This window comes from Paraburkholderia sp. UCT31 (assembly GCF_014397655.1).
GTDB classification, from domain to species: Bacteria; Pseudomonadota; Gammaproteobacteria; order Burkholderiales; family Burkholderiaceae; genus Paraburkholderia; species Paraburkholderia tuberum.
This window is the reverse complement of the sequence record NZ_VZQP01000005.1, coordinates 16,156-38,142: the sequence shown is the minus strand read 5'-3', so window position 1 is coordinate 38,142 and position 21,987 is coordinate 16,156. Positions and strand designations below refer to the sequence as shown.

The 21,987-nt window shown below is 61.6% G+C and carries 24 protein-coding genes; 23 read left to right on the top strand and 1 reads right to left on the bottom strand.

What is annotated here, in order from left to right; genetic code table 11:
* The first annotated feature begins 1 nt into the window (after nt 1).
* The 23 genes from F6X40_RS04870 (at nt 2) to F6X40_RS04765 (ending at nt 21,141) form a co-directional block, all read left to right on the top strand.
* Nucleotides 2-361: an NADH-quinone oxidoreductase subunit A gene (locus F6X40_RS04870; RefSeq protein ID WP_184059326.1), complete on the top strand. Its 360-nt coding sequence runs from the start codon at nt 2-4 to the stop codon at nt 359-361.
* Between the two features lie 62 nt (nt 362-423).
* Nucleotides 424-903 (top strand): NuoB/complex I 20 kDa subunit family protein, encoded by a 480-nt coding sequence (locus F6X40_RS04865; protein ID WP_187627007.1) that lies wholly within the window; start codon nt 424-426, stop codon nt 901-903.
* A 20-nt stretch (nt 904-923) separates the two neighbouring features.
* A complete protein-coding gene (locus tag F6X40_RS04860) occupies nt 924-1,526 on the top strand; it encodes an NADH-quinone oxidoreductase subunit C (RefSeq protein ID WP_187627006.1) in 603 nt (200 codons plus the stop codon).
* 9 nt (nt 1,527-1,535) lie between these two features.
* A complete protein-coding gene (locus F6X40_RS04855) occupies nt 1,536-2,789 on the top strand; it encodes an NADH-quinone oxidoreductase subunit D (protein WP_187627005.1) in 1,254 nt (417 codons plus the stop codon).
* Between the two features lie 133 nt (nt 2,790-2,922).
* On the top strand, nt 2,923-3,408 hold the full coding sequence (gene nuoE, locus F6X40_RS04850; RefSeq protein ID WP_027197216.1) for an NADH-quinone oxidoreductase subunit NuoE: 486 nt from the start codon (nt 2,923-2,925) through the stop codon (nt 3,406-3,408).
* Nucleotides 3,405-4,730 (top strand): NADH-quinone oxidoreductase subunit NuoF, encoded by a 1,326-nt coding sequence (gene nuoF, locus F6X40_RS04845; protein ID WP_187627004.1) that lies wholly within the window; start codon nt 3,405-3,407, stop codon nt 4,728-4,730. The genes nuoE and nuoF overlap by 4 nt, the downstream gene beginning before the upstream one ends.
* A gap of 142 nt (nt 4,731-4,872) precedes the next feature.
* Nucleotides 4,873-7,206, top strand: a complete 2,334-nt coding sequence (gene nuoG / locus F6X40_RS04840; protein ID WP_187627003.1) for an NADH-quinone oxidoreductase subunit NuoG — start codon at nt 4,873-4,875, stop codon at nt 7,204-7,206.
* Nucleotides 7,207-8,271, top strand: coding sequence for an NADH-quinone oxidoreductase subunit NuoH (gene nuoH / locus F6X40_RS04835; RefSeq protein ID WP_184059318.1), 1,065 nt, complete (start codon nt 7,207-7,209; stop codon nt 8,269-8,271).
* 15 nt (nt 8,272-8,286) lie between these two features.
* On the top strand, nt 8,287-8,775 hold the full coding sequence (nuoI, locus tag F6X40_RS04830; RefSeq protein ID WP_090803773.1) for an NADH-quinone oxidoreductase subunit NuoI: 489 nt from the start codon (nt 8,287-8,289) through the stop codon (nt 8,773-8,775).
* A 190-nt stretch (nt 8,776-8,965) separates the two neighbouring features.
* On the top strand, nt 8,966-9,658 hold the full coding sequence (locus tag F6X40_RS04825) for an NADH-quinone oxidoreductase subunit J (protein WP_184072123.1): 693 nt from the start codon (nt 8,966-8,968) through the stop codon (nt 9,656-9,658).
* Between the two features lie 20 nt (nt 9,659-9,678).
* Complete coding sequence (nuoK, locus tag F6X40_RS04820) at nt 9,679-9,984, top strand: NADH-quinone oxidoreductase subunit NuoK (RefSeq protein WP_006052894.1); 306 nt, start codon at nt 9,679-9,681, stop codon at nt 9,982-9,984.
* Between the two features lie 17 nt (nt 9,985-10,001).
* The gene (gene nuoL, locus F6X40_RS04815) at nt 10,002-12,068 is read left to right on the top strand and encodes an NADH-quinone oxidoreductase subunit L (protein ID WP_187627002.1); all 2,067 of its coding nucleotides are present in this window, start codon (nt 10,002-10,004) and stop codon (nt 12,066-12,068) included.
* Nucleotides 12,069-12,082: 14 nt separating this feature from the next.
* The gene (locus F6X40_RS04810) at nt 12,083-13,573 is read left to right on the top strand and encodes an NADH-quinone oxidoreductase subunit M (protein ID WP_090803779.1); all 1,491 of its coding nucleotides are present in this window, start codon (nt 12,083-12,085) and stop codon (nt 13,571-13,573) included.
* A gap of 24 nt (nt 13,574-13,597) precedes the next feature.
* The gene (gene nuoN / locus F6X40_RS04805) at nt 13,598-15,070 is read left to right on the top strand and encodes an NADH-quinone oxidoreductase subunit NuoN (RefSeq protein WP_187627001.1); all 1,473 of its coding nucleotides are present in this window, start codon (nt 13,598-13,600) and stop codon (nt 15,068-15,070) included.
* On the top strand, nt 15,070-15,366 hold the full coding sequence (locus F6X40_RS04800; RefSeq protein WP_018420024.1) for a DUF2818 family protein: 297 nt from the start codon (nt 15,070-15,072) through the stop codon (nt 15,364-15,366). Before nuoN ends, F6X40_RS04800 begins: the two co-directional genes overlap by 1 nt.
* A gap of 45 nt (nt 15,367-15,411) precedes the next feature.
* Nucleotides 15,412-16,002, top strand: a complete 591-nt coding sequence (locus F6X40_RS04795; protein WP_090803782.1) for an NUDIX domain-containing protein — start codon at nt 15,412-15,414, stop codon at nt 16,000-16,002.
* A gap of 305 nt (nt 16,003-16,307) precedes the next feature.
* On the top strand, nt 16,308-16,553 hold the full coding sequence (locus F6X40_RS42135) for a hypothetical protein (protein WP_262421374.1): 246 nt from the start codon (nt 16,308-16,310) through the stop codon (nt 16,551-16,553).
* A 74-nt stretch (nt 16,554-16,627) separates the two neighbouring features.
* Complete coding sequence (locus F6X40_RS04790) at nt 16,628-17,152, top strand: helix-turn-helix transcriptional regulator (RefSeq protein WP_184028637.1); 525 nt, start codon at nt 16,628-16,630, stop codon at nt 17,150-17,152.
* 215 nt (nt 17,153-17,367) lie between these two features.
* Complete coding sequence (locus tag F6X40_RS04785; protein ID WP_184072125.1) at nt 17,368-17,793, top strand: DUF1178 family protein; 426 nt, start codon at nt 17,368-17,370, stop codon at nt 17,791-17,793.
* 48 nt (nt 17,794-17,841) lie between these two features.
* Nucleotides 17,842-19,038, top strand: a complete 1,197-nt coding sequence (locus F6X40_RS04780; RefSeq protein ID WP_187627000.1) for an acyl-CoA dehydrogenase family protein — start codon at nt 17,842-17,844, stop codon at nt 19,036-19,038.
* Between the two features lie 10 nt (nt 19,039-19,048).
* Entirely contained in the window at nt 19,049-20,176 is a 1,128-nt protein-coding gene (locus F6X40_RS04775) for an acyl-CoA dehydrogenase family protein (protein WP_184028661.1), read from the top strand.
* A 33-nt stretch (nt 20,177-20,209) separates the two neighbouring features.
* Nucleotides 20,210-20,668, top strand: coding sequence for a MaoC family dehydratase (locus tag F6X40_RS04770; RefSeq protein ID WP_090803790.1), 459 nt, complete (start codon nt 20,210-20,212; stop codon nt 20,666-20,668).
* Nucleotides 20,665-21,141, top strand: a complete 477-nt coding sequence (locus F6X40_RS04765; RefSeq protein WP_184072126.1) for a MaoC family dehydratase — start codon at nt 20,665-20,667, stop codon at nt 21,139-21,141. The genes F6X40_RS04770 and F6X40_RS04765 overlap by 4 nt, the downstream gene beginning before the upstream one ends.
* Nucleotides 21,142-21,237: 96 nt before the next feature.
* Here F6X40_RS04765 and F6X40_RS04760 read toward each other — a convergent pair whose 3' ends face one another.
* Nucleotides 21,238-21,939 (bottom strand): glutathione binding-like protein, encoded by a 702-nt coding sequence (locus F6X40_RS04760; RefSeq protein WP_187626999.1) that lies wholly within the window; start codon nt 21,937-21,939, stop codon nt 21,238-21,240.
* Between the last annotated feature and the right edge of the window lie 48 nt (nt 21,940-21,987).

Genomic DNA, 21,987 nt, shown 5'->3' with positions numbered 1-21,987 from the left:
CTTGAACCTCGCAGCCTATTTCCCCGTTTTGCTGTTCCTTATTGTGGGCACCGGTTTAGGCGTAGCACTGGTCAGTATTGGCAAGCTCCTCGGTCCCAACAAGCCCGACACCGAGAAAAACGCACCGTACGAGTGCGGCTTCGAAGCATTCGAAGATGCGCGCATGAAATTCGACGTGCGCTACTACCTCGTCGCCATTCTCTTCATCATTTTCGACCTTGAGACCGCATTCCTGTTCCCGTGGGGCGTGGCGTTGCGTGACATCGGCTGGACTGGGTTCACGGCAATGATGATTTTCCTGCTCGAGTTCCTGCTTGGCTTTGCCTACATCTGGAAGAAGGGCGGCCTCGACTGGGAATGATGGATTAATCGCCGGTTTGCGTGGGTGGCCAGGCTTGCCGCCCCGTCTGGAGTGGAAAGCAAATGAGTATCGAAGGGGTCTTGAAGGAAGGGTTTGTCACCACTACGGCGGACAAACTGATCAACTGGACGCGCACCGGCTCGCTGTGGCCGATGTCGTTCGGTCTTGCGTGCTGCGCGGTCGAGATGATGCATGCGGGCGCTGCCCGTTATGATCTCGACCGTTTCGGCGTGGTGTTTCGTCCGAGTCCGCGTCAGTCGGACGTGATGATCGTCGCCGGCACGCTGTGCAACAAGATGGCGCCCGCTCTGCGCAAGGTCTACGACCAGATGGCGGAGCCGCGGTGGGTGATCTCGATGGGCTCATGCGCGAACGGCGGTGGCTATTACCACTACTCGTACTCGGTGGTGCGCGGCTGCGACCGGATCGTCCCGGTCGACGTGTACGTGCCGGGTTGTCCGCCCACGGCGGAAGCGCTGGTATACGGCGTGATCCAGCTGCAAGCCAAGATTCGCCGCACTAACACCATCGCCCGTCAATAAGGCCAACGCCTCCCCACAATATGGCAAGCAAACTCGAGACCCTGAAAGCGAACATCGAGGCGGCCTTTGGCGGCCTCCTGTTGAGCGTGACCGAGTCGGTCGGTGAATTGACGATCGTCGTCAAGGCCGGCGACTACCTCAACGTGGCAAAGCGTCTGCGCGACGATCGCTCGCTCGGTTTCGAGCAGTGTGTCGACCTGTGCGGCGTCGATTATCAGACCTATGCCGAAGGCGCTTACGACGGCCCGCGTTTTGCGGCAGTGCTGCATCTGCTGTCGGTACAAAACAACTGGCGTCTGCGGCTGCGCGTGTTCGCGCCGGACGACGACATGCCGATCCTGCCGTCCGTCGTCGATATCTGGAATTCGGTCAACTGGTACGAGCGCGAAGCGTTCGACCTGTACGGCATCGTCTTCGAAGGTCACCCGGACCTGCGCCGCATTCTGACCGACTACGGTTTCATCGGTCATCCGTTCCGCAAGGATTTCCCGGTCTCCGGCTACGTCGAGATGCGTTACGACCCGGAAGAGAAGCGCGTCGTTTATCAGCCGGTGACCATCGAGCCGCGGGAAATCACGCCGCGCGTGATCCGCGAGGATCGCTATGGCGGTCTGAAACACTAAGAGAACGTCATGGCAGAGATCAAGAACTACACGCTCAACTTTGGTCCGCAGCACCCGGCAGCGCACGGTGTGTTGCGTCTCGTGCTCGAACTCGACGGCGAGGTGATCCAACGCGCCGATCCGCACATCGGTCTGCTGCATCGCGCGACTGAAAAGCTCGCCGAAAGCAAGACGTTCATCCAGTCGGTGCCGTACATGGACCGTCTCGACTACGTGTCGATGATGGCCAACGAGCACGGCTACGTGCTCGCCATTGAAAAGCTGCTCGGCATCGACGTGCCGCTGCGCGCGCAATACATTCGTGTGCTGTTCGACGAAGTCACGCGCGTGTTGAATCACCTGATGGGGATTGGCTCGCACGCGCTCGACGTCGGTGCGATGGCGGTGTTCCTGTATGCGTTCCGCGAGCGCGAAGACCTGATGGACGTGTACGAGGCGGTGTCGGGCGCGCGCATGCACGCGGCCTACTATCGCCCGGGCGGCGTCTATCGCGATCTGCCTGACGCAATGCCGCAATACAAGGCGTCGAAGATTCGCAATGCGAAGGCGTTGTCGAAGATGAACGAAAACCGTCAGGGTTCGCTGCTCGACTTCATCGACGACTTCTTTACGCGCTTCCCGAAGTGTGTCGACGAATACGAAACGCTGCTCACCGACAACCGGATCTGGAAGCAGCGTCTGGTTGGTATCGGCGTGGTCAGCCCGGAGCGCGCGCTGCAGCTCGGCATGACCGGCGCGATGCTGCGTGGCTCGGGCATCGAGTGGGATCTGCGCAAGAAGCAGCCGTATGAGGTTTATGACAAGCTCGACTTCGACATTCCGGTCGGCGTGAATGGCGACTGCTATGACCGCTATCTGGTGCGCGTCGAAGAAATGCGCCAGTCCACGCGTATCGCGAAACAGTGCATTGAGTGGCTGCGCAAAAATCCGGGCCCGGTGATGACGGACAATCACAAGGTTGCGCCGCCGTCGCGCGTCGGCATGAAGTCGAACATGGAAGATCTGATCCACCACTTCAAGCTGTTCACCGAAGGCTTCCATGTGCCCGAAGGCGAGGCGTATGCCGCAGTCGAACATCCGAAGGGCGAGTTCGGCATCTATCTGATCTCGGATGGCGCCAACAAGCCGTATCGTTTGAAGATCCGCGCCCCGGGCTATGCGCACCTGTCCGCGCTCGACGAAATGGCGCGCGGCCACATGATCGCCGACGCCGTGACGATCATCGGCACGCAGGACATCGTGTTCGGCGAAATTGATCGCTAGGACGTATTCATCGACGCGCGTCTGCGGTCGTTGCACCGCCACGCGGGTCAAGCAAAGGAACGCCGGGTCTGTCGCAGTATGACGTGAGCGACAGGTTTTCGTTCGGTAGGAATTGAAAGAGTCGTGTCTGAAAATGATCTCAGCTGAAGGCCTGAAAGAAATCGATCGTGCGGTCGCAAAGTACCCCGCGGATCAGAAACAGTCCGCCGTGATGTCGGCGTTGGCCATTGCTCAAACGGAGCATGGCTGGCTGTCGCCCGAACTCATGCAGTTCGTCGCGGATTATCTCGGCATGCCGGCAATCGCCGTGCAGGAGGTAGCGACCTTCTACACGATGTATGAGACCTCGCCGGTCGGCAAGTTCAAGATCACGCTCTGTACGAACCTGCCGTGCCAGCTCGGCCCGGACGGCGGTTCCGAAAGCGCCGCTGAATACCTGAAGCAGAAGCTCGGCATCGACTTCGGCGAAACCACGCCCGATGGCAAATTCACGCTGAAAGAGGGTGAGTGCATGGGTTCGTGCGGCGACGCGCCGGTGATGCTGGTGAACAACCAACGCATGTGCAGCTTCATGAGCCGCGAGAAGATCGACCAGCTGCTCGAGGAACTTTCGAAATGACGGCTTTACACGATCGTCACATCAAACCGCTGATTCTCGCCGGACTGAACGGCGACAACTGGCATCTCGAGGACTATGTGGCTCGCGGCGGTTACGCCCAGCTGCGCCGCATCCTGGAAGAAAAGATCGCGCCCGAGCAGGTGATCGCCGACGTCAAGGCGTCGGGTCTGCGCGGCCGCGGCGGCGCGGGCTTCCCGACCGGTCTGAAGTGGAGCTTCATGCCGCGTCAGTTCCCGGGCCAGAAGTACCTCGTCTGTAATTCGGACGAGGGCGAGCCGGGTACGTTCAAGGACCGCGACATTCTGCGCTTCAATCCGCATTCGCTGATCGAAGGTATGGCGATCGGCGCGTACGCGATGGGCATCACGGTCGGCTACAACTATATTCACGGCGAAATCTGGGAAGTCTATAAGCGCTTCGACGAAGCGTTGGAAGAAGCTCGCCGCGCCGGGTTCCTCGGCGACAACATCATGGGCTCTGGCTTTTCGTTTGAGCTGCATGCGCATCACGGTTACGGCGCGTACATCTGTGGCGAAGAAACCGCGCTGCTCGAATCGATCGAGGGCAAGAAGGGGCAGCCGCGCTTCAAGCCGCCGTTCCCGGCGAGCTTTGGCGTGTACGGCAAGCCGACCACGATCAACAACACCGAAACGTTCGCGGCGGTGCCGTTCCTGCTCGCCATCGGCCCGCAGAATTACCTTGAAATCGGCAAGCCAAACAACGGCGGCACGAAGATTTTCTCGGTGTCGGGCGACGTCGAGCGTCCGGGCAATTACGAAATTCCGCTCGGCACGCCGTTCGCGACGCTGATGGAACTCGCCGGCGGCATGCGTGGCGGCAAGAAGATCAAGGCTGTGATTCCTGGTGGTTCGTCGGCGCCGGTGATTCCGGGCGAGATGATGATGCAGACCGACATGGATTACGACTCGATCGCGAAGGCCGGCTCGATGCTCGGCTCGGGCGCAGTGATCGTGATGGACGAGACGCGCTGCATGGTGCGCTCGCTGCTGCGCCTGTCGTACTTCTATTACGAAGAGTCGTGCGGTCAATGCACGCCTTGCCGTGAAGGCACGGGCTGGCTGTATCGCGTCGTGCATCGTATCGAGCATGGTCTCGGCCGCCAGGAAGATCTGGATCTGCTGAACTCCGTCGCGGAAAACATCATGGGCCGCACGATCTGCGCGCTCGGCGACGCGGCCGCGATGCCGGTTCGGGGCATGCTCAAGCACTACTGGGACGAATTCGAATATCACGTCGCCCACAAGCATTGCCTCGTCGGCGGCCATGCCGGCACGGCGGTGCCCGAAACAGTGGCTGCCTGACGGTGGCTGGCTGAGTCGGCCCGCCAGGTTCGGCTGACGGATAACTACCAGACGAACACCTCAACCGCAGGATTCATGGCCCGAAGCGGGCGATGAACAGGCGAACGATTGAGCGGTAACAGGTTAAGGAAGATTGACCATCATGGTTGAACTGGAAATAGACGGCAAGAAAGTCGAGGTGCCTGAAGGCAGCATGGTGATCCAGGCTGCGCATAAGGTCGACACCTACATTCCTCACTTCTGCTATCACAAGAAGCTGTCGATTGCGGCCAACTGCCGGATGTGTCTGGTCGATGTCGAGAAGATGCCGAAGGCCGTGCCCGCGTGCGCGACCCCGGTGTCGGCTGGCATGATCGTGCGCACCAGGTCGGACAAGGCGGTGAAGGGCCAGCAAGCCGTGATGGAATTCCTGCTGATCAACCATCCGCTCGACTGCCCGATCTGCGATCAGGGTGGCGAATGCCAGTTGCAGGATCTGGCCGTTGGTTACGGCAAGTCGTCGTCACGCTATAGCGAAGAAAAGCGCGTGGTGTTCCACAAGAACGTGGGTCCGCTGATCTCGATGGAAGAGATGTCGCGCTGCATTCACTGCACGCGTTGCGTTCGCTTCGGCCAGGAAATCGCCGGGGTGATGGAACTCGGCATGCTGGGCCGCGGCGAGCATGCGGAAATCACATCGTTCGTCGGCAAGACGGTCGACTCCGAGCTGTCGGGCAACATGATCGACCTGTGCCCGGTCGGCGCGCTCACGAGCAAGCCGTTCCGCTACAGCGCCCGTACGTGGGAGCTGTCACGCCGCAAATCGGTGAGCCCGCACGATTCCGTCGGTGCGAACCTCATCGTGCAGGTGAAGAACAATCGCGTGATGCGCGTTCTGCCGTTCGAAAACGAAGCGATCAACGAGTGCTGGATCTCGGACAAGGACCGCTTCTCGTACGAAGGCCTGAACAGCCCCGAGCGTCTGACCAGACCGATGCTCAAGCAAGGCGGCCAGTGGGTCGAAACCGACTGGCAGACCGCGCTCGAATACGTGGTCAAGGGTCTGAAGGGCATCAAGAGTGACCACGGCGCGAACGCGCTTGCCGCACTGTCGAGCGCGCACAGCACCGTCGAAGAACTGTTCCTGTTGAAGCAGATCGCGCAAGCGGTCGGCACGCCGAACGTCGACTTCCGTCTGCGTCAGTCGGATTTCTCGGCGCCCGTTACTGGCGCGCCGTGGCTCGGCGGCACGATCGCCGATCTGTCGAACGTCGATGCGGCGCTCGTGATCGGCTCGGATCTGCGCCGTGACCATCCGCTGCTCGCCGCGCGTTTGCGCCAGGTCGCACGAGGCGGTTCGGCACTTACGCTGCTCCAGGCCACCAACGACGACGCGATGATCCCTCAGGCGCAACGCGTGGTCGCGGCGCCGTCGGCATGGCTCGAGGTGTTGGCAGGCATCGCCGGCGCGGTGGGCGAAGCGAAGGGCGTCGCGCTGCCGGAAGCATTCGCGGGCACGCAGCCGACGGACGCGCACAAGCAGATAGCGAAATCGCTGACTACCGGCGAGCGCCGCGTCGTGCTGCTCGGTAACGAAGCGGTCCGTCATCCGGACTTCGCGGCGATCCACGCCGCGGCGCAATGGATTGCCGAGGCAACCGGTGCAACGCTCGGTTTCCTGACCGAAGCGGCCAATACGGTCGGCGCGCACCTCGTGAACGCGCTGCCGGGCGAAGGCGGTCTGAACGCGCGCGAAGTGTTCGAGCAGCCGCGCAAGGGCTATCTGCTGTTGAATCTCGAGCCGGAATTCGACACGGCCAATCCGGCGCGGGCGCTTGCGGCGCTGAAGCAGGCCGAAATGGTCGTCGTGATGTCGCCGTTCCAGACCGGCGCCGACTATGCCGACGTGCTGCTGCCGATCGCGCCATTCACCGAATCGGGTGGTACGTTCGTCAATGCCGAAGGCACGGTGCAGGCGTTCAACGGCGTCGTGCGTCCGCTCGGCGACACGCGTCCGGCCTGGAAGGTGTTGCGCGTGCTGGGCAGCCTGCTCGGCGCGCCGGGCTTCGAATACGACACGGTCGAAGAAGTGCGTGCGGCCGCGCTCGGCGACGGCGAGCTGAAGTCGCGTCTATCGAACCGCACCAGCGCCGCGGTGACGCGCGGCCAGGCCGCGAAGGCGGCGGAAGGCAAGTTCGAGCGTCTCGCGAACGTGCCGATCTATCATGCCGATGCGCTCGTGCGTCGCGCGGAGTCGCTGCATCTGACCGCGGCGGCCCGTACGGCGAATTCGGTCGGCCTGCCGGCTGCGCTGTTCGACAAACTGGGTTTGAAAGAGGGCGACGCGGTGCGCGTTCGTCAGGGCGAGCAAGCGGTGCAGTTGCCGGCCGTGCGCGATGCGAATCTTGCGGAGACGGTCGTCCGCGTATCGGCGGCTACGCCTGCCGGTGCAGCGCTGGGCAGCCTGTTCGGTGAACTGGTGGTGGAGAAGGCGTAAATGAGCTTGTTCGATACGATCAACTCGGGCGGCGCCCAACTTCTCGGTGTGGCATGGCCCACGGTGTGGGCGCTCGTGCGCATCCTGGTGGTGGCCGTCGCGATCCTGCTGTGCGTCGCTTACCTGATCCTGTGGGAGCGCAAGCTGATAGGCTGGATGCATGTGCGTCTCGGTCCGAACCGCGTCGGTCCCGCCGGGCTCTTGCAGCCGATCGCCGACGTGCTGAAACTGCTGCTGAAGGAAGTGATCCAGCCCGCTCAGGCAAGCCGCTGGATCTACGTGATCGCGCCGATCATGGTGGTGGTGCCGGCCTTCGCGGTCTGGGCGGTGATTCCTTTCCAGGCGGGCGCGGTGCTCGGTGACATCAACGCGGGTCTGCTATACGCGATGGCGATCTCGTCGATCGGCGTGTATGGCGTGATTCTCGCCGGCTGGGCGTCGAACTCGAAGTACGCGTTCCTCGGCGCGATGCGCGCCGCCGCGCAGATGGTCTCGTACGAAATCTCGATGGGCTTCGCGCTGGTGGTCGTGCTGATGACGGCCGGCACGCTGAACCTGTCGGGCATCGTCGGCTCGCAGGAGCAGGGCTTCTTCGCCTCGCACGGCCTGAACTTCCTGTCCTGGAACTGGCTGCCGCTGCTGCCGATGTTCGTCGTGTACTTCATCTCGGGCATCGCCGAAACGAACCGCCACCCGTTCGACGTGGTGGAGGGCGAATCGGAAATCGTCGCGGGCCACATGATCGATTACTCGGGTATGGCGTTCGCGCTGTTCTTCCTCGCCGAGTACATCAACATGATCGTGATCTCGGCATTGGCTGCAACACTGTTCCTCGGCGGCTGGAGCGCCCCGTTCGGGTTCCTGTCGTTCATCCCGGGCATCGTCTGGCTCGTCGCCAAGGTTTTCTTCCTGTTGTCGGTGTTCATCTGGGCGCGTGCCACGTTCCCGCGCTACCGCTATGACCAGATCATGCGTCTCGGCTGGAAGATTTTCATTCCGGTCTGCGTGGTGTGGCTCGTGGTGGTCGGCTTCTGGATCATGTCGCCGTTGAACATCTGGAAATAAAGGGCGGACGAACCTATGACCGCAATCCAAAACTTCTTCAAGACTTTCTTCCTCACGGAACTGCTGAAAGGCCTCGCGCTGACCGGACGCTACGCGTTCCAGCGCAAGATCACCGTGCAGTTCCCGGAAGAGAAGACCCCGATCTCGCCGCGTTTCCGCGGTCTGCATGCGCTGCGCCGCTATGAAAACGGCGAAGAGCGCTGCATCGCGTGCAAGCTGTGCGAAGCAGTGTGCCCGGCGCTCGCGATCACAATCGAATCGGAAACACGCGCGGACAACACGCGCCGCACGACGCGCTACGACATCGACCTGACCAAGTGCATCTTCTGCGGTTTCTGCGAAGAAAGCTGCCCGGTCGATTCGATCGTCGAGACGCACATTCTCGAGTATCACGGCGAGAAGCGCGGCGACCTTTACTTCACGAAGGAAATGCTGCTAGCCGTTGGCGACCGCTACGAAGCAGAAATCGCCGCCAACAAGGCAGCCGACGCACCGTATCGTTGAAGCGTTTTCCCGCTTGCAGCAAATGCGGCAGTAAAAGCAGTAACACGGCCTGCAGTCGGGCCGACCGCCGCGGCCTGAACGCCGCGGCACGGCGCACCTGTGTGGCGGTTCTGGCGGTTTCGTCCGCTTTTGCCAGCCACGGGTGCCAAAGAACAATGCCTGACGATGGCCTAACGATGAACCGGTAATCATGGAATTCACGACCGTACTGTTCTACATCTTCGCGCTGTTCCTGGTGGTTTCAGGGCTGAAGGTGATCACCTCGCGCAACCCGGTGTCGTCCGCACTGTTTCTCGTGCTGGCGTTCTTCAACGCAGCGGCGATCTGGATGCTGCTGGAGGCCGAGTTCCTCGCGATCCTGCTGGTGCTGGTCTACGTCGGCGCGGTGATGGTGCTGTTCCTGTTCGTCGTGATGATGCTGGACGTCAATCTCGACGTGCTGCGCAAGGACTTCAAACGCTTCGTGCCGATGGCCTCGGCGGTGGGCGCGATCATCGTGATCGAAACCGCGCTGATCCTGTGGCACGGCTACGGCGCGACCACCACGGCGCTGCACGACACGGCCGCGGCTGCGGCTGGCATGGGCGACTGGTCGAACACGCGCCTGATCGGCAAGGTCATCTATACCGACTACATCTTCGCGTTCGAAATTGCCGGCCTGATCCTGCTGGTTGCCATCATCGCGGCGATCGCGCTGACCACGAGCCACAAGAAGGACAGCAAGCGTCAGAACGTCAGCGCACAGGTCAAGGTGCGCGTGCAGGACCGCGTGCGCGTTGTGAAGATGCCGTCAGAGAAAACCGCGGCGACCCTCGCTGCGGAACAAGCGGCTGCCGCGGCAGCTGCAGCAGCAGCCGACTCGGCGCCGGCCAAGAACAGCTGAGCGGACAGGAGATAGAAATCATGTTGACCCTTGCCCATTACCTTGTCCTCGGCGCGATCCTGTTTGCGATCAGCATCGTCGGCATTTTCCTGAACCGCCGCAACGTCATCATCATCCTGATGGCGATCGAACTGATGCTGCTCGCGGTGAACACCAATTTCGTCGCGTTCTCGCACTACCTGGGCGACGTGCATGGCCAGATTTTCGTCTTCTTCGTGCTGACGGTTGCGGCAGCCGAAGCGGCGATCGGTCTCGCAATTCTGGTGACCCTGTTCCGTAGTCTCGACACGATCAATGTCGAGGATCTCGATCAGCTCAAAGGTTAATTTCAGGAAAAGCGGTTATGTCCACGATACTCAATGAAAACCTGCTGTTGGCAATTCCGCTGGCACCGCTCGCTGGTTCCCTGATTGCGGGGCTGTTCGGCAAGGCGATAGGGCGGGCGGGTGCGCATTCGGTCACGATCCTCGGCGTCGCGATTTCGTTCATCCTGTCGGTCATGGTCTTTTTCCAGGTGATGGACGGCGCGAGCTTCAACGCTACCGTTTATCAATGGATGTCAATCGGCAAGACCCAGCTCGAAGTCGGTTTCCTGGTCGACTCGCTGACCGCGATGATGATCTGCGTGGTGAACTTCGTGTCGCTGATGGTGCATATCTACACGATCGGCTACATGGCCGACGACGACGGCTACCAGCGCTTCTTCTCGTACATCTCGCTGTTCACGTTCTCGATGCTGATGCTCGTGATGAGCAACAACTTCCTGCAGCTGTTCTTCGGCTGGGAAGCGGTGGGTCTCGTTTCGTACCTGCTGATCGGCTTCTACTTCAAGCGTGAGAGCGCGATCTACGCGAACATGAAGGCGTTTATCGTGAACCGCGTCGGCGACTTCGGTTTCCTGCTCGGCATCGGTTTGCTGTTCGCGTTCGCCGGCTCGATGAACTACGGCGAAGTCTTCGCGAAGCGTACCGAACTCGCGGCACTGAACTTCCCGGGTACCGACTGGGGCCTGCTGACGGTGGCTTGCATCTGCCTGTTCATCGGCGCGATGGGTAAGTCGGCTCAGTTCCCGCTGCACGTGTGGCTGCCGGACTCGATGGAAGGCCCGACGCCGATCTCCGCGCTGATTCACGCGGCGACCATGGTGACGGCCGGTATCTTCATGGTCACGCGCATGTCGCCGCTCTTCGAACTGTCGGATACGGCGCTGTCGTTCATGATGGTCATCGGTGCGATTACCGCGCTGTTCATGGGTTTCCTCGGGATCGTCCAGAACGACATCAAGCGTGTGGTCGCTTATTCCACGCTGTCGCAGCTCGGTTACATGACGGTCGCGCTCGGCGCGTCGGCATATTCGGTCGCCGTGTTTCACCTGATGACGCACGCGTTCTTCAAGGCGCTGCTGTTCCTCGGCGCGGGTTCGGTGATCATCGGCATGCATCACGATCAGGACATGCGCAACATGGGCGGCCTGCGCAAGTACATGCCGATTACGTGGATCACGTCGCTGATCGGTTCGCTCGCGCTGATCGGCACGCCGTTCTTCTCGGGCTTCTACTCGAAAGACTCGATCATCGACGCGGTGAAACTGTCGCATCTGCCGGGCTCGGGTTTCGCGTACTTCGCGGTGGTCGCAAGCGTGTTCGTGACCGCGTTGTATTCGTTCCGTATGTATTTCATGGTGTTCCACGGTGAGGAGCGCTTCCGCAATCCGAAGCACCCGGAATCGCCGATGGGCGCAGAAGCAGAGTCGCGTGGGCATGACGCGCACGGCCACGACGACCATGGTCATGGTCACGACGACCACGCTCACGAGCCGCACGAAACGCCGTGGGTCGTCTGGGTGCCGCTCGTGCTGCTGGCGATTCCGTCGATCGTGATCGGCGCGATCGGCATCGGTCCGATGCTGTTCGGCGACTTCTTCCAGCACGGCGTCGCGTTCGACAAGGTGATCTACATCAGCGAGAGCCATCCGGCGCTGCATGAGATGACCGAAGAATTCCAGGGCTGGGCGTCGATGGGTCTGCACTCGGTGTCGGGCCTGCCTGTGTGGCTCGCGCTCGCAGGCGTGGTGGTCGCATGGTTCCTGTATCTGGTCCGTCCGGATCTGCCCGCTGTCATCAAGCGCGCATTCGGTCCGATCTACACGTTGCTCGATAACAAGTACTACATGGACAAGATCAACGAAGTGGTGTTTGCGCGAGGCGCGGTGGCCATTGGCCGGGGTCTGTGGAAGGAAGGCGACGTGGTCGTGATCGACGGCATCGTCAACGGCAGCGCACGCTTTATCGGCTGGTTCGCGAGCGTGATCCGCTTCCTCCAATCCGGCTACATCTACCACTACGCGTTCGCCATGATCATCGGCATGCTGGGGCTCCTGACCCTGTTCGTAACGCTCGGCGGCAAATAAGGCGAGGGACACTCATGCACGCTTATCCGATTCTGAGCATCGCGATCTGGTTGCCGATCTTCTTCGGTCTGCTGGTCCTCGCGATCGGCAACGACGAGAACCCCGCCCCCGCGCGCTGGATTTCGCTGATCGGCTCGGTTCTGAGCTTCCTCGTCACGCTGCCATTGATCACCAGCTTCGATTCGAGCACCGCCGAGCTGCAGTTCGTCGAGCAGGCGAACTGGATCGAGCGCTTCCACATCACGTATCACCTCGGCGTGGACGGCATTTCGATGTGGTTCGTTGCGTTGACCGCGTTGATCACGGTGATCGTCGTGATCGCGGCGTGGGAAGTGATCACGAAGAACGTCGGCCAGTACCTCGCGGCCTTCCTGATCCTGTCGGGCATCATGGTCGGCGTGTTCAGCGCGGCCGACGGCCTGTTGTTCTACGTGTTCTTCGAAGCGACGCTGATCCCGATGTACATCATCATCGGCGTGTGGGGCGGGGCGAACCGCGTGTACGCGGCATTCAAGTTCTTCCTGTACACGCTGGCGGGCTCGCTGCTGATGCTGGTTGCGCTGATCTATCTGTACAACCAGACCGGCTCGTTCGACATCGCCACGTGGCAGCACGCGCAGATAGCGATGACGCCGCAGGTGCTACTGTTTATCGCGTTCTTCCTGGCCTTCGCGGTGAAGGTGCCGATGTGGCCGGTGCACACGTGGTTGCCGGACGCGCACGTGGAAGCGCCGACCGGCGGCTCGGTCGTGCTGGCCGCGATCATGCTGAAGCTCGGTGCGTACGGTTTCCTGCGCTTCTCGCTGCCGATCACGCCTGATGCGAGCCATTTCCTCGCACCGGTCGTCATCACGCTGTCGCTGATCGCGGTGATCTACATCGGTCTCGTCGCGATGGTGCAGGCCGACATGAAGAAACTGGTCGCGTATTCGTCGATCGCGCACATGGGTTTTGTCACGCTCGGCTTCTTTATCTTCAATCAGCTCGGCGCGGAAGGCGCGATCGTGCAGATGATCTCGCACGGTTTCGTGTCGGGCGCGATGTTCCTGTGCATCGGCGTACTGTACGACCGCATGCACTCGCGTCAGATCGCCGATTACGGCGGCGTCGTCAACGTGATGCCGAAGTTCGCGGCGTTCGTCATGCTGTTCGCGATGGCGAATTGCGGCTTGCCGGGCACTTCCGGTTTCGTCGGCGAATTCATGGTGATTCTGGCCTCCGTCCAGTACAACTTCTGGATCGCGAGTGGCGCGGCAGTCACGCTGATTCTCGGCGCGGCCTATACGCTGTGGATGTACAAGCGCGTGTACTTCGGCGCGGTCGCGAACGACCACGTGAAGAACCTGCTCGACATCGACCGTCGCGAATTTTTCATGCTGGCTGTGCTCGCCGCACTGACGCTGTTCATGGGCCTGTACCCGAAGCCCTTTACCGATGTGATGCACGTATCCGTGGAAAACCTCCTCTCCCACGTTGCCCAATCGAAGCTGCCGTTGCCTCAGTAACGACGAGCGGAGGAATTTAAGACCATGCAAAACGCCCCTATGACTGCTCTGTTGCCCGACGCACTGGTGATGTTCGCCATTGTCATCGCGTGGCTCAACGACACGTTCGTCGGCCAGGAGGGTCGCCGTACCACGTATTTCATCGCGTTCTACTCGACGCTCGTCGCCGGGATCTGGTTCGCGATCAATGCGTTCGACCCGCAAGTGCATTACTTCTTCGATCACATGTACGTGGTCGATCCGTTCGCCAATGTGATGAAGGCAGTGGTGTCGCTCGGCTATGCGGTGACGATCGTTTATTCGCGTCGCTACCTCGAAGACCGTAGCCTGTTCCGCGGCGACTTCTTCCTGCTCGGCATGTTCTCGCTGCTCGGCCAGATCGTGATGATCTCGGGCAATAACTTCCTGACGCTGTATCTCGGTCTGGAACTGATGTCGCTGTCGCTGTACGCGGTGATCGCGCTGCGTCGCGAAGTGGCGTCGTCGAACGAAGCGGCGATGAAGTACTACGTGCTCGGCGCGCTGGCTTCCGGCTTCCTGCTGTACGGTATTTCGATGCTGTATGGCGCGACCGGCTCGCTCGACCTGAACGAAGTGTTCAAGGCGATCAGCACGAGCCACTACGATCCGACCGTGCTGCTGTTCGGCGTCATCTTCATCGTGGCGGGCGTAGCGTTCAAGATGGGTGCGGTGCCGTTCCATATGTGGGTGCCTGACGTGTACCAGGGCGCACCGACGGCGATGACGCTCATCGTCGGCGGCGGCCCGAAGGTCGCGGCGTTCGCGTGGGGTCTGCGTTTCCTCGTGATGGGCCTGCTGCCGCTGGCGGTCGAATGGCAGCAGATGCTGGTGATTCTGGCGGCGCTGTCGCTGATCGTCGGCAACATCACCGGGATCGTGCAGCGCAACGTCAAGCGGATGCTCGCGTATTCGGCGATCTCGAACATGGGCTTCGTGCTGCTCGGCCTGCTCGCCGGCGTGGTCGACCAGAAGACCACGGGCGCCGCGAACGCGTACGGCTCGGCGATGTTCTACAGCATCGTCTACCTGATCACGACGCTCGGCACCTTCGGCGTCATCATGCTGCTCGCGCGCCGCGACTTCGAAGCGGACACGCTGGAGGACTTCAAGGGCCTCAATCAGCGCAGCGCGGTATTCGCGTTCGTGATGATGATCATGATGTTCTCGCTCGCGGGTATTCCGCCGGCAGTCGGCTTCTATGCGAAGCTCGCCGTGCTGCAAGCGACGATGAACGCCGGCCTGACCTGGCTCACCGTGCTCGCCGTGATCACGTCGCTGTTCGGCGCGTTCTACTACCTGCGTATCGTCAAGCTGATGTACTTCGACGAGCCGCAAGACAAGTCGCCGATCGTGGCGGACACGAGCACGCGCGCGTTGCTCGCGTTGAACGGCGTCGCCGTGCTGGTGCTCGGTATCGTGCCGGATCCGCTGTTGCGCGCCTGCCTGCAGGCGATCCAGCACACGCTGCTGCTCTGATGTCCGCTGCGGGCTGGTTTATCGTGCTGTTGGCGCTGGTCGGCGCCAACCTGCCGTTCCTGAATCAGCGCCTCTTCGCCGCGGTGCCGTTGAAAGCGGCGAAGAAAAGCGCCTGGCTCCGGATTGCCGAATTGATCGTGCTGTATTTCGTGGTCGGCGCGCTGGGCTTTTTGCTCGAAGCGCGCGCGGGAAATCGCTTCGAGCAGGGCTGGCAGTTCTACGCGATCACGTTCGCGCTGTTCGTCGTGTTCGCTTTCCCCGGCTTTACCTTCCAATATCTCGTCAAACGCCGCTGACGGCGTCCCGCCGTCGCGCGCGCCAGGCTGTTCTGAGGTCCGCACATGGCTGAGCTTCCCAATCACGACGCCGCGCTAACCGAGACTTGTATCGACAGCAAGACGGTCCATCAAGGACCGTTCATGACGGTCAAGTACGATACGGTCCGACTGCCCGACGGCAAACAGGCAACGCGCGAATACGTTCAGCATCCGGGCGCCGTCATGGTGATCCCCTTGTTCGACGACGCTCGCGTGCTGCTCGAAAGTCAGTATCGCTATCCGATGGGCAAGGTGATGGTCGAATATCCGGCCGGCAAGCTCGACCCGAACGAGGGCGCGCTGGCCTGCGCGGTCCGGGAACTGCGCGAGGAAACTGGCTATACCGCGCGCGAGTACGTGTACCTGACTCGGATTCACCCGATCATTTCTTACTCGACCGAATTCATTGATATCTATCTCGCGCGGGGCTTGACCGCGGGTGAGCGCAACCTCGATGAAGGCGAGTTTCTCGAACTTTTCACCGCGACCGTGGAGCAGGTATCCGAGTGGGTGCGCACGGGCAAGATCACCGATGTGAAGACGATCATCGGTACCTTCTGGCTCGAGAAAGTGCTGTCGGGTACGTGGCCGACCGAGGCGCCCGAAACGGTATAAGTTCGCGTCTGCCCGATAGCTGATCCGCGTTGCAGGTGAACGGAGCCCCTGTTGGTCGATGACCGGCAGGGGCTTTTCATTGGCTTCGCGGTTTCTTTCTGGCTCGAAAAATAAGCCGTCTCCTATGCCATCTGGCTGGCTCGTCGTGGCGCCGGCGGCCGGCTAATATGAACCTCTCGATCACCGAATTCGTCGTCGATTTTGTTTTGGATGACAGAAGTTAAAGATCGCAGTGATCTCATTTCTGCTCCGGCACAGGTTGTCAATTGACAACCTGTGCCGGAGCGACTAAATTGGAGGTCTCGATGGTTCGAGCAAGGCACATGAAGAAAGAGATCGAGGCCGCATTGGCATACGCGGAGCAGCACGGCTGGCGCGTTCAGGACGGCGGAAGAGGTCATGCGTGGGGAAAAATCCATTGCCCGTACAGAGACGCCGAATGTCGTTGCGGGGAGTTCTGTATATCGAGCGTCTGGAGTACGCCGAAGAATGCCGGCAATCACGTTAGGCACTTGCGGCGCATCGTCGGCAACTGCACGGCACGGCGCTAGTGGGTTCGTAGGTATCACGCAGGTATCAAGCAGGAATCGCAACAACCTGGGCTCAACGAAGACAGGAGTAACTTATGGAATATGTGTTCACGTTGAAATACCGCCTCGCCGCGGAAGAATGCGATGCAGACGCAATCGTCGAGCGGTTGGGCGAAGCGGGGTGCGACGACGCCACGATTGGCGTCGGGCAACCCGGCCGCCTCGGGCTGCTTTTCACCCGTGAAGGCGCGAGCGCGCTCGCGGCTGTCACCAGCGCGCTTAAGGACGTGAAAGGTGCGGTGCCGTCCGCGCAACTGATCGAGGCGGGACCTGACTTCGTAGGGCTGACCGACGTGGCCGAGGTGGCCGGCGTGTCGCGGCAAAACATGCGCAAGCTGATGCTGAACAACGCAATCGACTTCCCGTCGCCGGTCCACGAAGGCAGTGCGTCGGTGTGGCATCTGGCGGACGTGCTCGAATGGCTGACCGCGCGCGGCGGGTACGAGATTGAGATCGGTGTGGCGGATGTCGCAAAACTCGCGAAGCAGATCAATCTGACGAAGGAGGCCCGTCAGATTGAACCGCGTGTGAGCCGTCAACTGAGCAATCTCGTGGCGTAGCAGTGCGCCGCAAGCGGGCCGTAGAGCGGAGCAGATGTGGCACCGCTTCTAGCCGGGCCGCCTTCGGCAGCACCTGCCGTAAAGCGTTAAAATCGCCCACCCGCGTCATATTCCCTTGCGGCTGCTGGCGGTTGCCCGTCGGCTCTAAAGTTTTGCGAACGACCGTTCACAAATTTCCATTTTGCGCTAAACTGGCACGCAAGCCCTGATTCCACATGAAGGTCCTCGATTTACAGTGTCCGCATGGCCATCGGTTCGAAGGCTGGTTCGCTTCGACCGATGACTTCGAGTCGCAGCAGTCCCGCAAGCTCGTCGAATGTCCGATCTGCGGTGCGAACGAGGTGAGCCGTTTGCCGTCGGCACCGCGTCTGAATCTGTCGGGCGCGACCGACTCCAAGGCGCCGGCGGGCGTGGAGCAAATGCAGGCGCACCTGATGCGCGCGCTGCGCGAGGTACTGGAGAAGACGGAGAACGTGGGCGACCGCTTCGCCGAGGAAGCACGACGCATTCACTACAACGAAGCGCCTGTGCGCAGTATTCGCGGTGTCACGACACCGGAGGATGCGCGTGCCTTGGTCGAGGAAGGCATCGAAGTGATGCCGCTGCCGGTCCCAGCTGCGCTGAAGGAACCACTGCAATAGCGCGGTGGCTCCAGGCGGCCGGGTGGTGGCGGCCAGGAGACACTACGCATGAATCTGGACTATTCCCCCGCTGAAGACGCGTTCCGCGCCGACATCCGCGCCTGGCTCGAAGCGAATCTGCCTCGCGAGCTGAGCGACAAGGTTCTCAATCACAAACGGCTTTCCCGCGAAGACTTCGCAAGCTGGCACAGGCTGCTCGGCACGCGAGGCTGGTCGGCAGTCGCGTGGCCGCGCGAATACGGCGGCCCCGGCTGGGACGCGACGCAACGACATATCTGGGAAGAAGAGTGCGCGCGTATCGGCGCACCTTCCGTGCTGCCCTTCGGTGTGTCGATGGTTGCGCCGGTGCTGATGAAGTACGGTAACGAGGCGCAGAAGCGCCACTATCTGCCGCGTATTCTCGACGGCACGGACTGGTGGTGTCAGGGCTACTCGGAACCGGGATCGGGTTCCGACCTTGCGTCGCTGCGCACCCGCGCGGAGCGCGTCGGTGATCATTACGTGGTCAACGGCCAGAAGACCTGGACCACGCTCGGCCAGCACGCCGACATGATGTTCTGCCTCGTGCGCACCGACAGCGGCGCCAAAAAGCAGGAGGGCATCTCGTTCCTGCTGATCGATATGAAAACCCCGGGCATCACGGTGCGGCCCATCATCACGCTCGACGAAGATCACGAAGTCAACGAGGTGTTCTTCGAGAACGTCAAAGTGCCGGTCGACAATCTCGTCGGCGAAGAAAATCGCGGCTGGACGTATGCGAAATATCTGCTCGGCCACGAGCGTACCGGCATTGCGCGAGTCGGAGCGTCGAAGCGTGAGCTGGCGTTTCTGAAGCGTGTCGCGCTGAATCAGAAAAAGAACGGCAAGCCGCTGCTGCACGATCCGGTGTTTGCGGCGAAGGTAGCGAGTCTCGAAATCGAGTTGATGGCGCTGGAAGTCACCGTGCAACGGGTGGTAGCCAACGAGGCGGGCGGTCGCGGCCCGGGCCCGGAAGCGTCGATGCTGAAGATCAAGGGCACGGAAGTGCAACAGGGGCTCACCGAGCTGATGTTCGAAGCAATCGGCCCGCTGGCCGCGCCGTTCGACGTGCCGTTCCTCGAAGGCGAACGCGAGCACAGTCTTGCCGGCGACGACGATGCCGCGCCGCTTGCCGCGTACTACTTCAACTTCCGCAAGACGTCGATTTACGGCGGCTCGAACGAAATTCAAAAGAACATCATCGCGCAGATGATTCTCGGACTTTGAGGAGCGGCGCATGGACTTCACTTTCAACGACGAACAACAGCAATTTGCCGATGCGCTGCGCCGCTATCTCGACAGGAGCTACGGCTTCGAAGCGCGCCAGCAGATCGTGCGCTCGGAGGCGGGCGTATCGGCTGTGCACTGGGCCGCGTTCACCGAACTGGGGCTGACCGCGTTGCCGGTGCCCGAAACGCAGGGCGGCTTCAACGGTGGTCCGATCGACATGCTCGTGGTCATGCAGGAGCTCGGCCGCGCGCTCGTCGTCGAGCCGTTTTGGGCGACCGCGGTCGGCATCGAAGCGCTGCGCCTTGCCGGCACCGGCGACGGCGAAGATGCCGCGCTGCTCGAACGGGCGGCCCAGGGCGAAGCGAGGCTGGCCGTGGCGTTTCACGAGCCGCATGCGCGCTACGATCTGTTCGACGTCGCGACGACCGCGAGCGGGCAGGGTGCGCAGCACACGCTGAGCGGCACCAAATCGGTCGTGCTGCACGGCGCGCAGGCGGACCACTGGATCGTGCCGGCGCGCCTCGATGGCGAGATCGCACTCTTTGTCGTCGCGCGTGACGCGGCCGGCGTCACGCTCACCGAGTACCGCACGATCGACGGTCAACGCGCCGCGACGCTCGAATTCAATGGCACGCCCGCGCGCCGGCTCGCCGGCGAACACGCGGGGGCGGCAACCCTCGAGCAGATCGCCGACTACGGCACGCTGCTGCTGTGCGCGGAAGCGCTCGGCGCGCTCGACGCGCTCAATCACGCCACCGTCGAGTACACCAAAACGCGCCAGCAGTTCGGCCAGCCGATCGCGCGTTTCCAGGCGTTGCAGCATCGCATGGTCGAGATGCTGATCCACGCGGAGCAGGCGCGCTCGATCACGTATCTGGCTGCGATGCGCTACGCGAGTGAAGACGCGAACGAGCGCCGTCGAGCGATCTCCGCGGCAAAAGTTCGGGTAGGCCAGGCCGCGCGTTTCGTTGGTCAACAGGCGGTGCAGTTGCACGGCGGCATGGGTGTCACGAACGAAGTGGCGGCCGCGCATCTGTTCAAGCGCCTCGCGATCATCGAGACCACGCTCGGCGACGTCGATCATCATCTCGCGCGGTTTGCCACGCTGCCCGGATTTGCGGTCGCCGAAGACTGATCGGGCCGTTCCACCGGACAAAGGAGGTGCACGATGAAAATCAGTTTCGAAGACATGGAAGTGGGCTCGAGCCGCGAAATCGGCAAGCACATGTTCACGCGCGAGGAGATTGTCGAGTTCGCGCAGAAGTTCGATCCGCAGCCGTTTCATCTCGACGAAGCCGCCGCGGCCGAATCGCCATTCCGCGGCCTCGTCGCGAGTGGTTGGCACACCTGCTCGGTAATGATGGGCATGCTCGTGCGCAAGGTACTGGCGGATTCGACATCGATGGGTTCGCCCGGGATCGACGAGATCCGCTGGCTCAAGCCGGTACGAGTCGGCGACACGATCACGATGATGAACGTCATCGTCGACAAGCGCGTGTCGCAGAGCAAGCCGGATCGCGGCATCGTGTCGACACGCTGGGAGGGCATCAATCAGCACGGCGAAACGGTGATCACCGTGCGCTCGAACGGCATGTTCGGCCTGCGCAATCCGGGAGCGGCGGCATGACGGCGAGCGCGGCGACGCTGGTCGCTTTCGACAATGCGGGTGCTTTGCGCGCGCTCATCGGCGCCGAGCCGCTCGTCAGCGAGTGGCTGAGCGTCGATCAGGAGAGGGTCGACCGTTTCGCCGAGGCAACCGGCGATCATCAGTGGATTCACATCGATCCCGAGCGGGCCAAACGCGAATCGCCGTTTGGCGGCCCGGTCGCGCATGGGTTTTTGACGCTGTCGCTGATTCCGGCTTTGCTCGGCAAAACGGTGAAGATCGAGCAGCGCATGGGTGTCAACTATGGCTTGAACCGCGTGCGTTTCATGTCGCCGGTACTCGTGGGGTCGTCGCTGCGCGGGAAGTTCGCCGTCGAGTCGGTGACCGACGTCGACAACAGCGGCGTGCAACTCGCGTGGAACGTGACGCTGGAGTGTCAGGGCAGCGAACGACCGGTGTGCGTCGCGGAGTTCATCACGCGGCATTACTTCTAGCGTTTTCCCTTCGCAGACGAAATGAAAAAGCGCGAGCCGGCAGGCATGCCGCTCGCGCTTTCTGTTTGTGTCGAGCCGTCAGCGAGACGGCCGAAACTAGTGTTTCGCGTACTGCGTCGCACCAAACAGCACCTCTTTCGCCTTGTCGTCCGTCAGCGGCGCGCGCGCCGACGCCAGCACGTCGACGCCGCGCACCACCGCCGGCCGCGCAGCGATCTCTTCATGCCAGCGCTTCACGTTCGGCAAGGTATCGAGCTCGATGCCCTGATTTTTCCACGAACGGGTCCACGGAAACGCGGCGATGTCCGCGATCGTATAGTCGTTGCCCGCGAGGTACCGCGTCTTGCCGAGTTGCGTGTCCATCACGCCGTACAGACGTCGCGCCTCATTAGTGTAGCGATTGACCGCGTATTCGATCTGCTCGGGTGCATACACGCGGAAGTGATGCGTTTGCCCCAGCATCGGACCGAGGCCGCCCATCTGGAACATCAGCCATTGCAGTGCCGCGTAGCGCGCGGCCGGATCGCTCGGTAGAAACTTGCCGGTTTTCTCGGCCAGATAAATCAGGATCGCGCCCGATTCGAATAGCGCGAAGGGCCGGCCGTCGGCGCCTTTCGGACCTTCGGAATCGACGATCGCGGGAATCTTGTTGTTGGGACTGATGGCGAGAAATTCCGGCTTGAACTGGTCGCCGGCACCGATGTTCACGGCATGCACGTTGTAGGGTAGGCCCGTTTCCTCGAGCATGATATGAATCTTGTGGCCGTTCGGGGTTGCCCAGCTATAGACGTCGATCATCCTGGCTCCTTTGTTCGTCGAAGCGGCGCCGCAAAGAGGGCGCCGCCG

Coding starts and splice junctions, on each gene's coding strand:
- F6X40_RS04865 (WP_187627007.1), top strand. CDS start 424: ATGAGTATCGAAGGGGTCTTGAAGGAAGGGTTTGTCACCACTACGGCG.
- F6X40_RS04860 (WP_187627006.1), top strand. CDS start 924: ATGGCAAGCAAACTCGAGACCCTGAAAGCGAACATCGAGGCGGCCTTT.
- F6X40_RS04855 (WP_187627005.1), top strand. CDS start 1,536: ATGGCAGAGATCAAGAACTACACGCTCAACTTTGGTCCGCAGCACCCG.
- nuoE (WP_027197216.1), top strand. CDS start 2,923: ATGATCTCAGCTGAAGGCCTGAAAGAAATCGATCGTGCGGTCGCAAAG.
- nuoF (WP_187627004.1), top strand. CDS start 3,405: ATGACGGCTTTACACGATCGTCACATCAAACCGCTGATTCTCGCCGGA.
- nuoG (WP_187627003.1), top strand. CDS start 4,873: ATGGTTGAACTGGAAATAGACGGCAAGAAAGTCGAGGTGCCTGAAGGC.
- nuoH (WP_184059318.1), top strand. CDS start 7,207: ATGAGCTTGTTCGATACGATCAACTCGGGCGGCGCCCAACTTCTCGGT.
- nuoI (WP_090803773.1), top strand. CDS start 8,287: ATGACCGCAATCCAAAACTTCTTCAAGACTTTCTTCCTCACGGAACTG.
- F6X40_RS04825 (WP_184072123.1), top strand. CDS start 8,966: ATGGAATTCACGACCGTACTGTTCTACATCTTCGCGCTGTTCCTGGTG.
- nuoK (WP_006052894.1), top strand. CDS start 9,679: ATGTTGACCCTTGCCCATTACCTTGTCCTCGGCGCGATCCTGTTTGCG.
- nuoL (WP_187627002.1), top strand. CDS start 10,002: ATGTCCACGATACTCAATGAAAACCTGCTGTTGGCAATTCCGCTGGCA.
- F6X40_RS04810 (WP_090803779.1), top strand. CDS start 12,083: ATGCACGCTTATCCGATTCTGAGCATCGCGATCTGGTTGCCGATCTTC.
- nuoN (WP_187627001.1), top strand. CDS start 13,598: ATGCAAAACGCCCCTATGACTGCTCTGTTGCCCGACGCACTGGTGATG.
- F6X40_RS04800 (WP_018420024.1), top strand. CDS start 15,070: ATGTCCGCTGCGGGCTGGTTTATCGTGCTGTTGGCGCTGGTCGGCGCC.
- F6X40_RS04795 (WP_090803782.1), top strand. CDS start 15,412: ATGGCTGAGCTTCCCAATCACGACGCCGCGCTAACCGAGACTTGTATC.
- F6X40_RS42135 (WP_262421374.1), top strand. CDS start 16,308: ATGGTTCGAGCAAGGCACATGAAGAAAGAGATCGAGGCCGCATTGGCA.
- F6X40_RS04790 (WP_184028637.1), top strand. CDS start 16,628: ATGGAATATGTGTTCACGTTGAAATACCGCCTCGCCGCGGAAGAATGC.
- F6X40_RS04785 (WP_184072125.1), top strand. CDS start 17,368: ATGAAGGTCCTCGATTTACAGTGTCCGCATGGCCATCGGTTCGAAGGC.
- F6X40_RS04780 (WP_187627000.1), top strand. CDS start 17,842: ATGAATCTGGACTATTCCCCCGCTGAAGACGCGTTCCGCGCCGACATC.
- F6X40_RS04775 (WP_184028661.1), top strand. CDS start 19,049: ATGGACTTCACTTTCAACGACGAACAACAGCAATTTGCCGATGCGCTG.
- F6X40_RS04770 (WP_090803790.1), top strand. CDS start 20,210: ATGAAAATCAGTTTCGAAGACATGGAAGTGGGCTCGAGCCGCGAAATC.
- F6X40_RS04765 (WP_184072126.1), top strand. CDS start 20,665: ATGACGGCGAGCGCGGCGACGCTGGTCGCTTTCGACAATGCGGGTGCT.
- F6X40_RS04760 (WP_187626999.1), bottom strand. CDS start 21,939: ATGATCGACGTCTATAGCTGGGCAACCCCGAACGGCCACAAGATTCAT.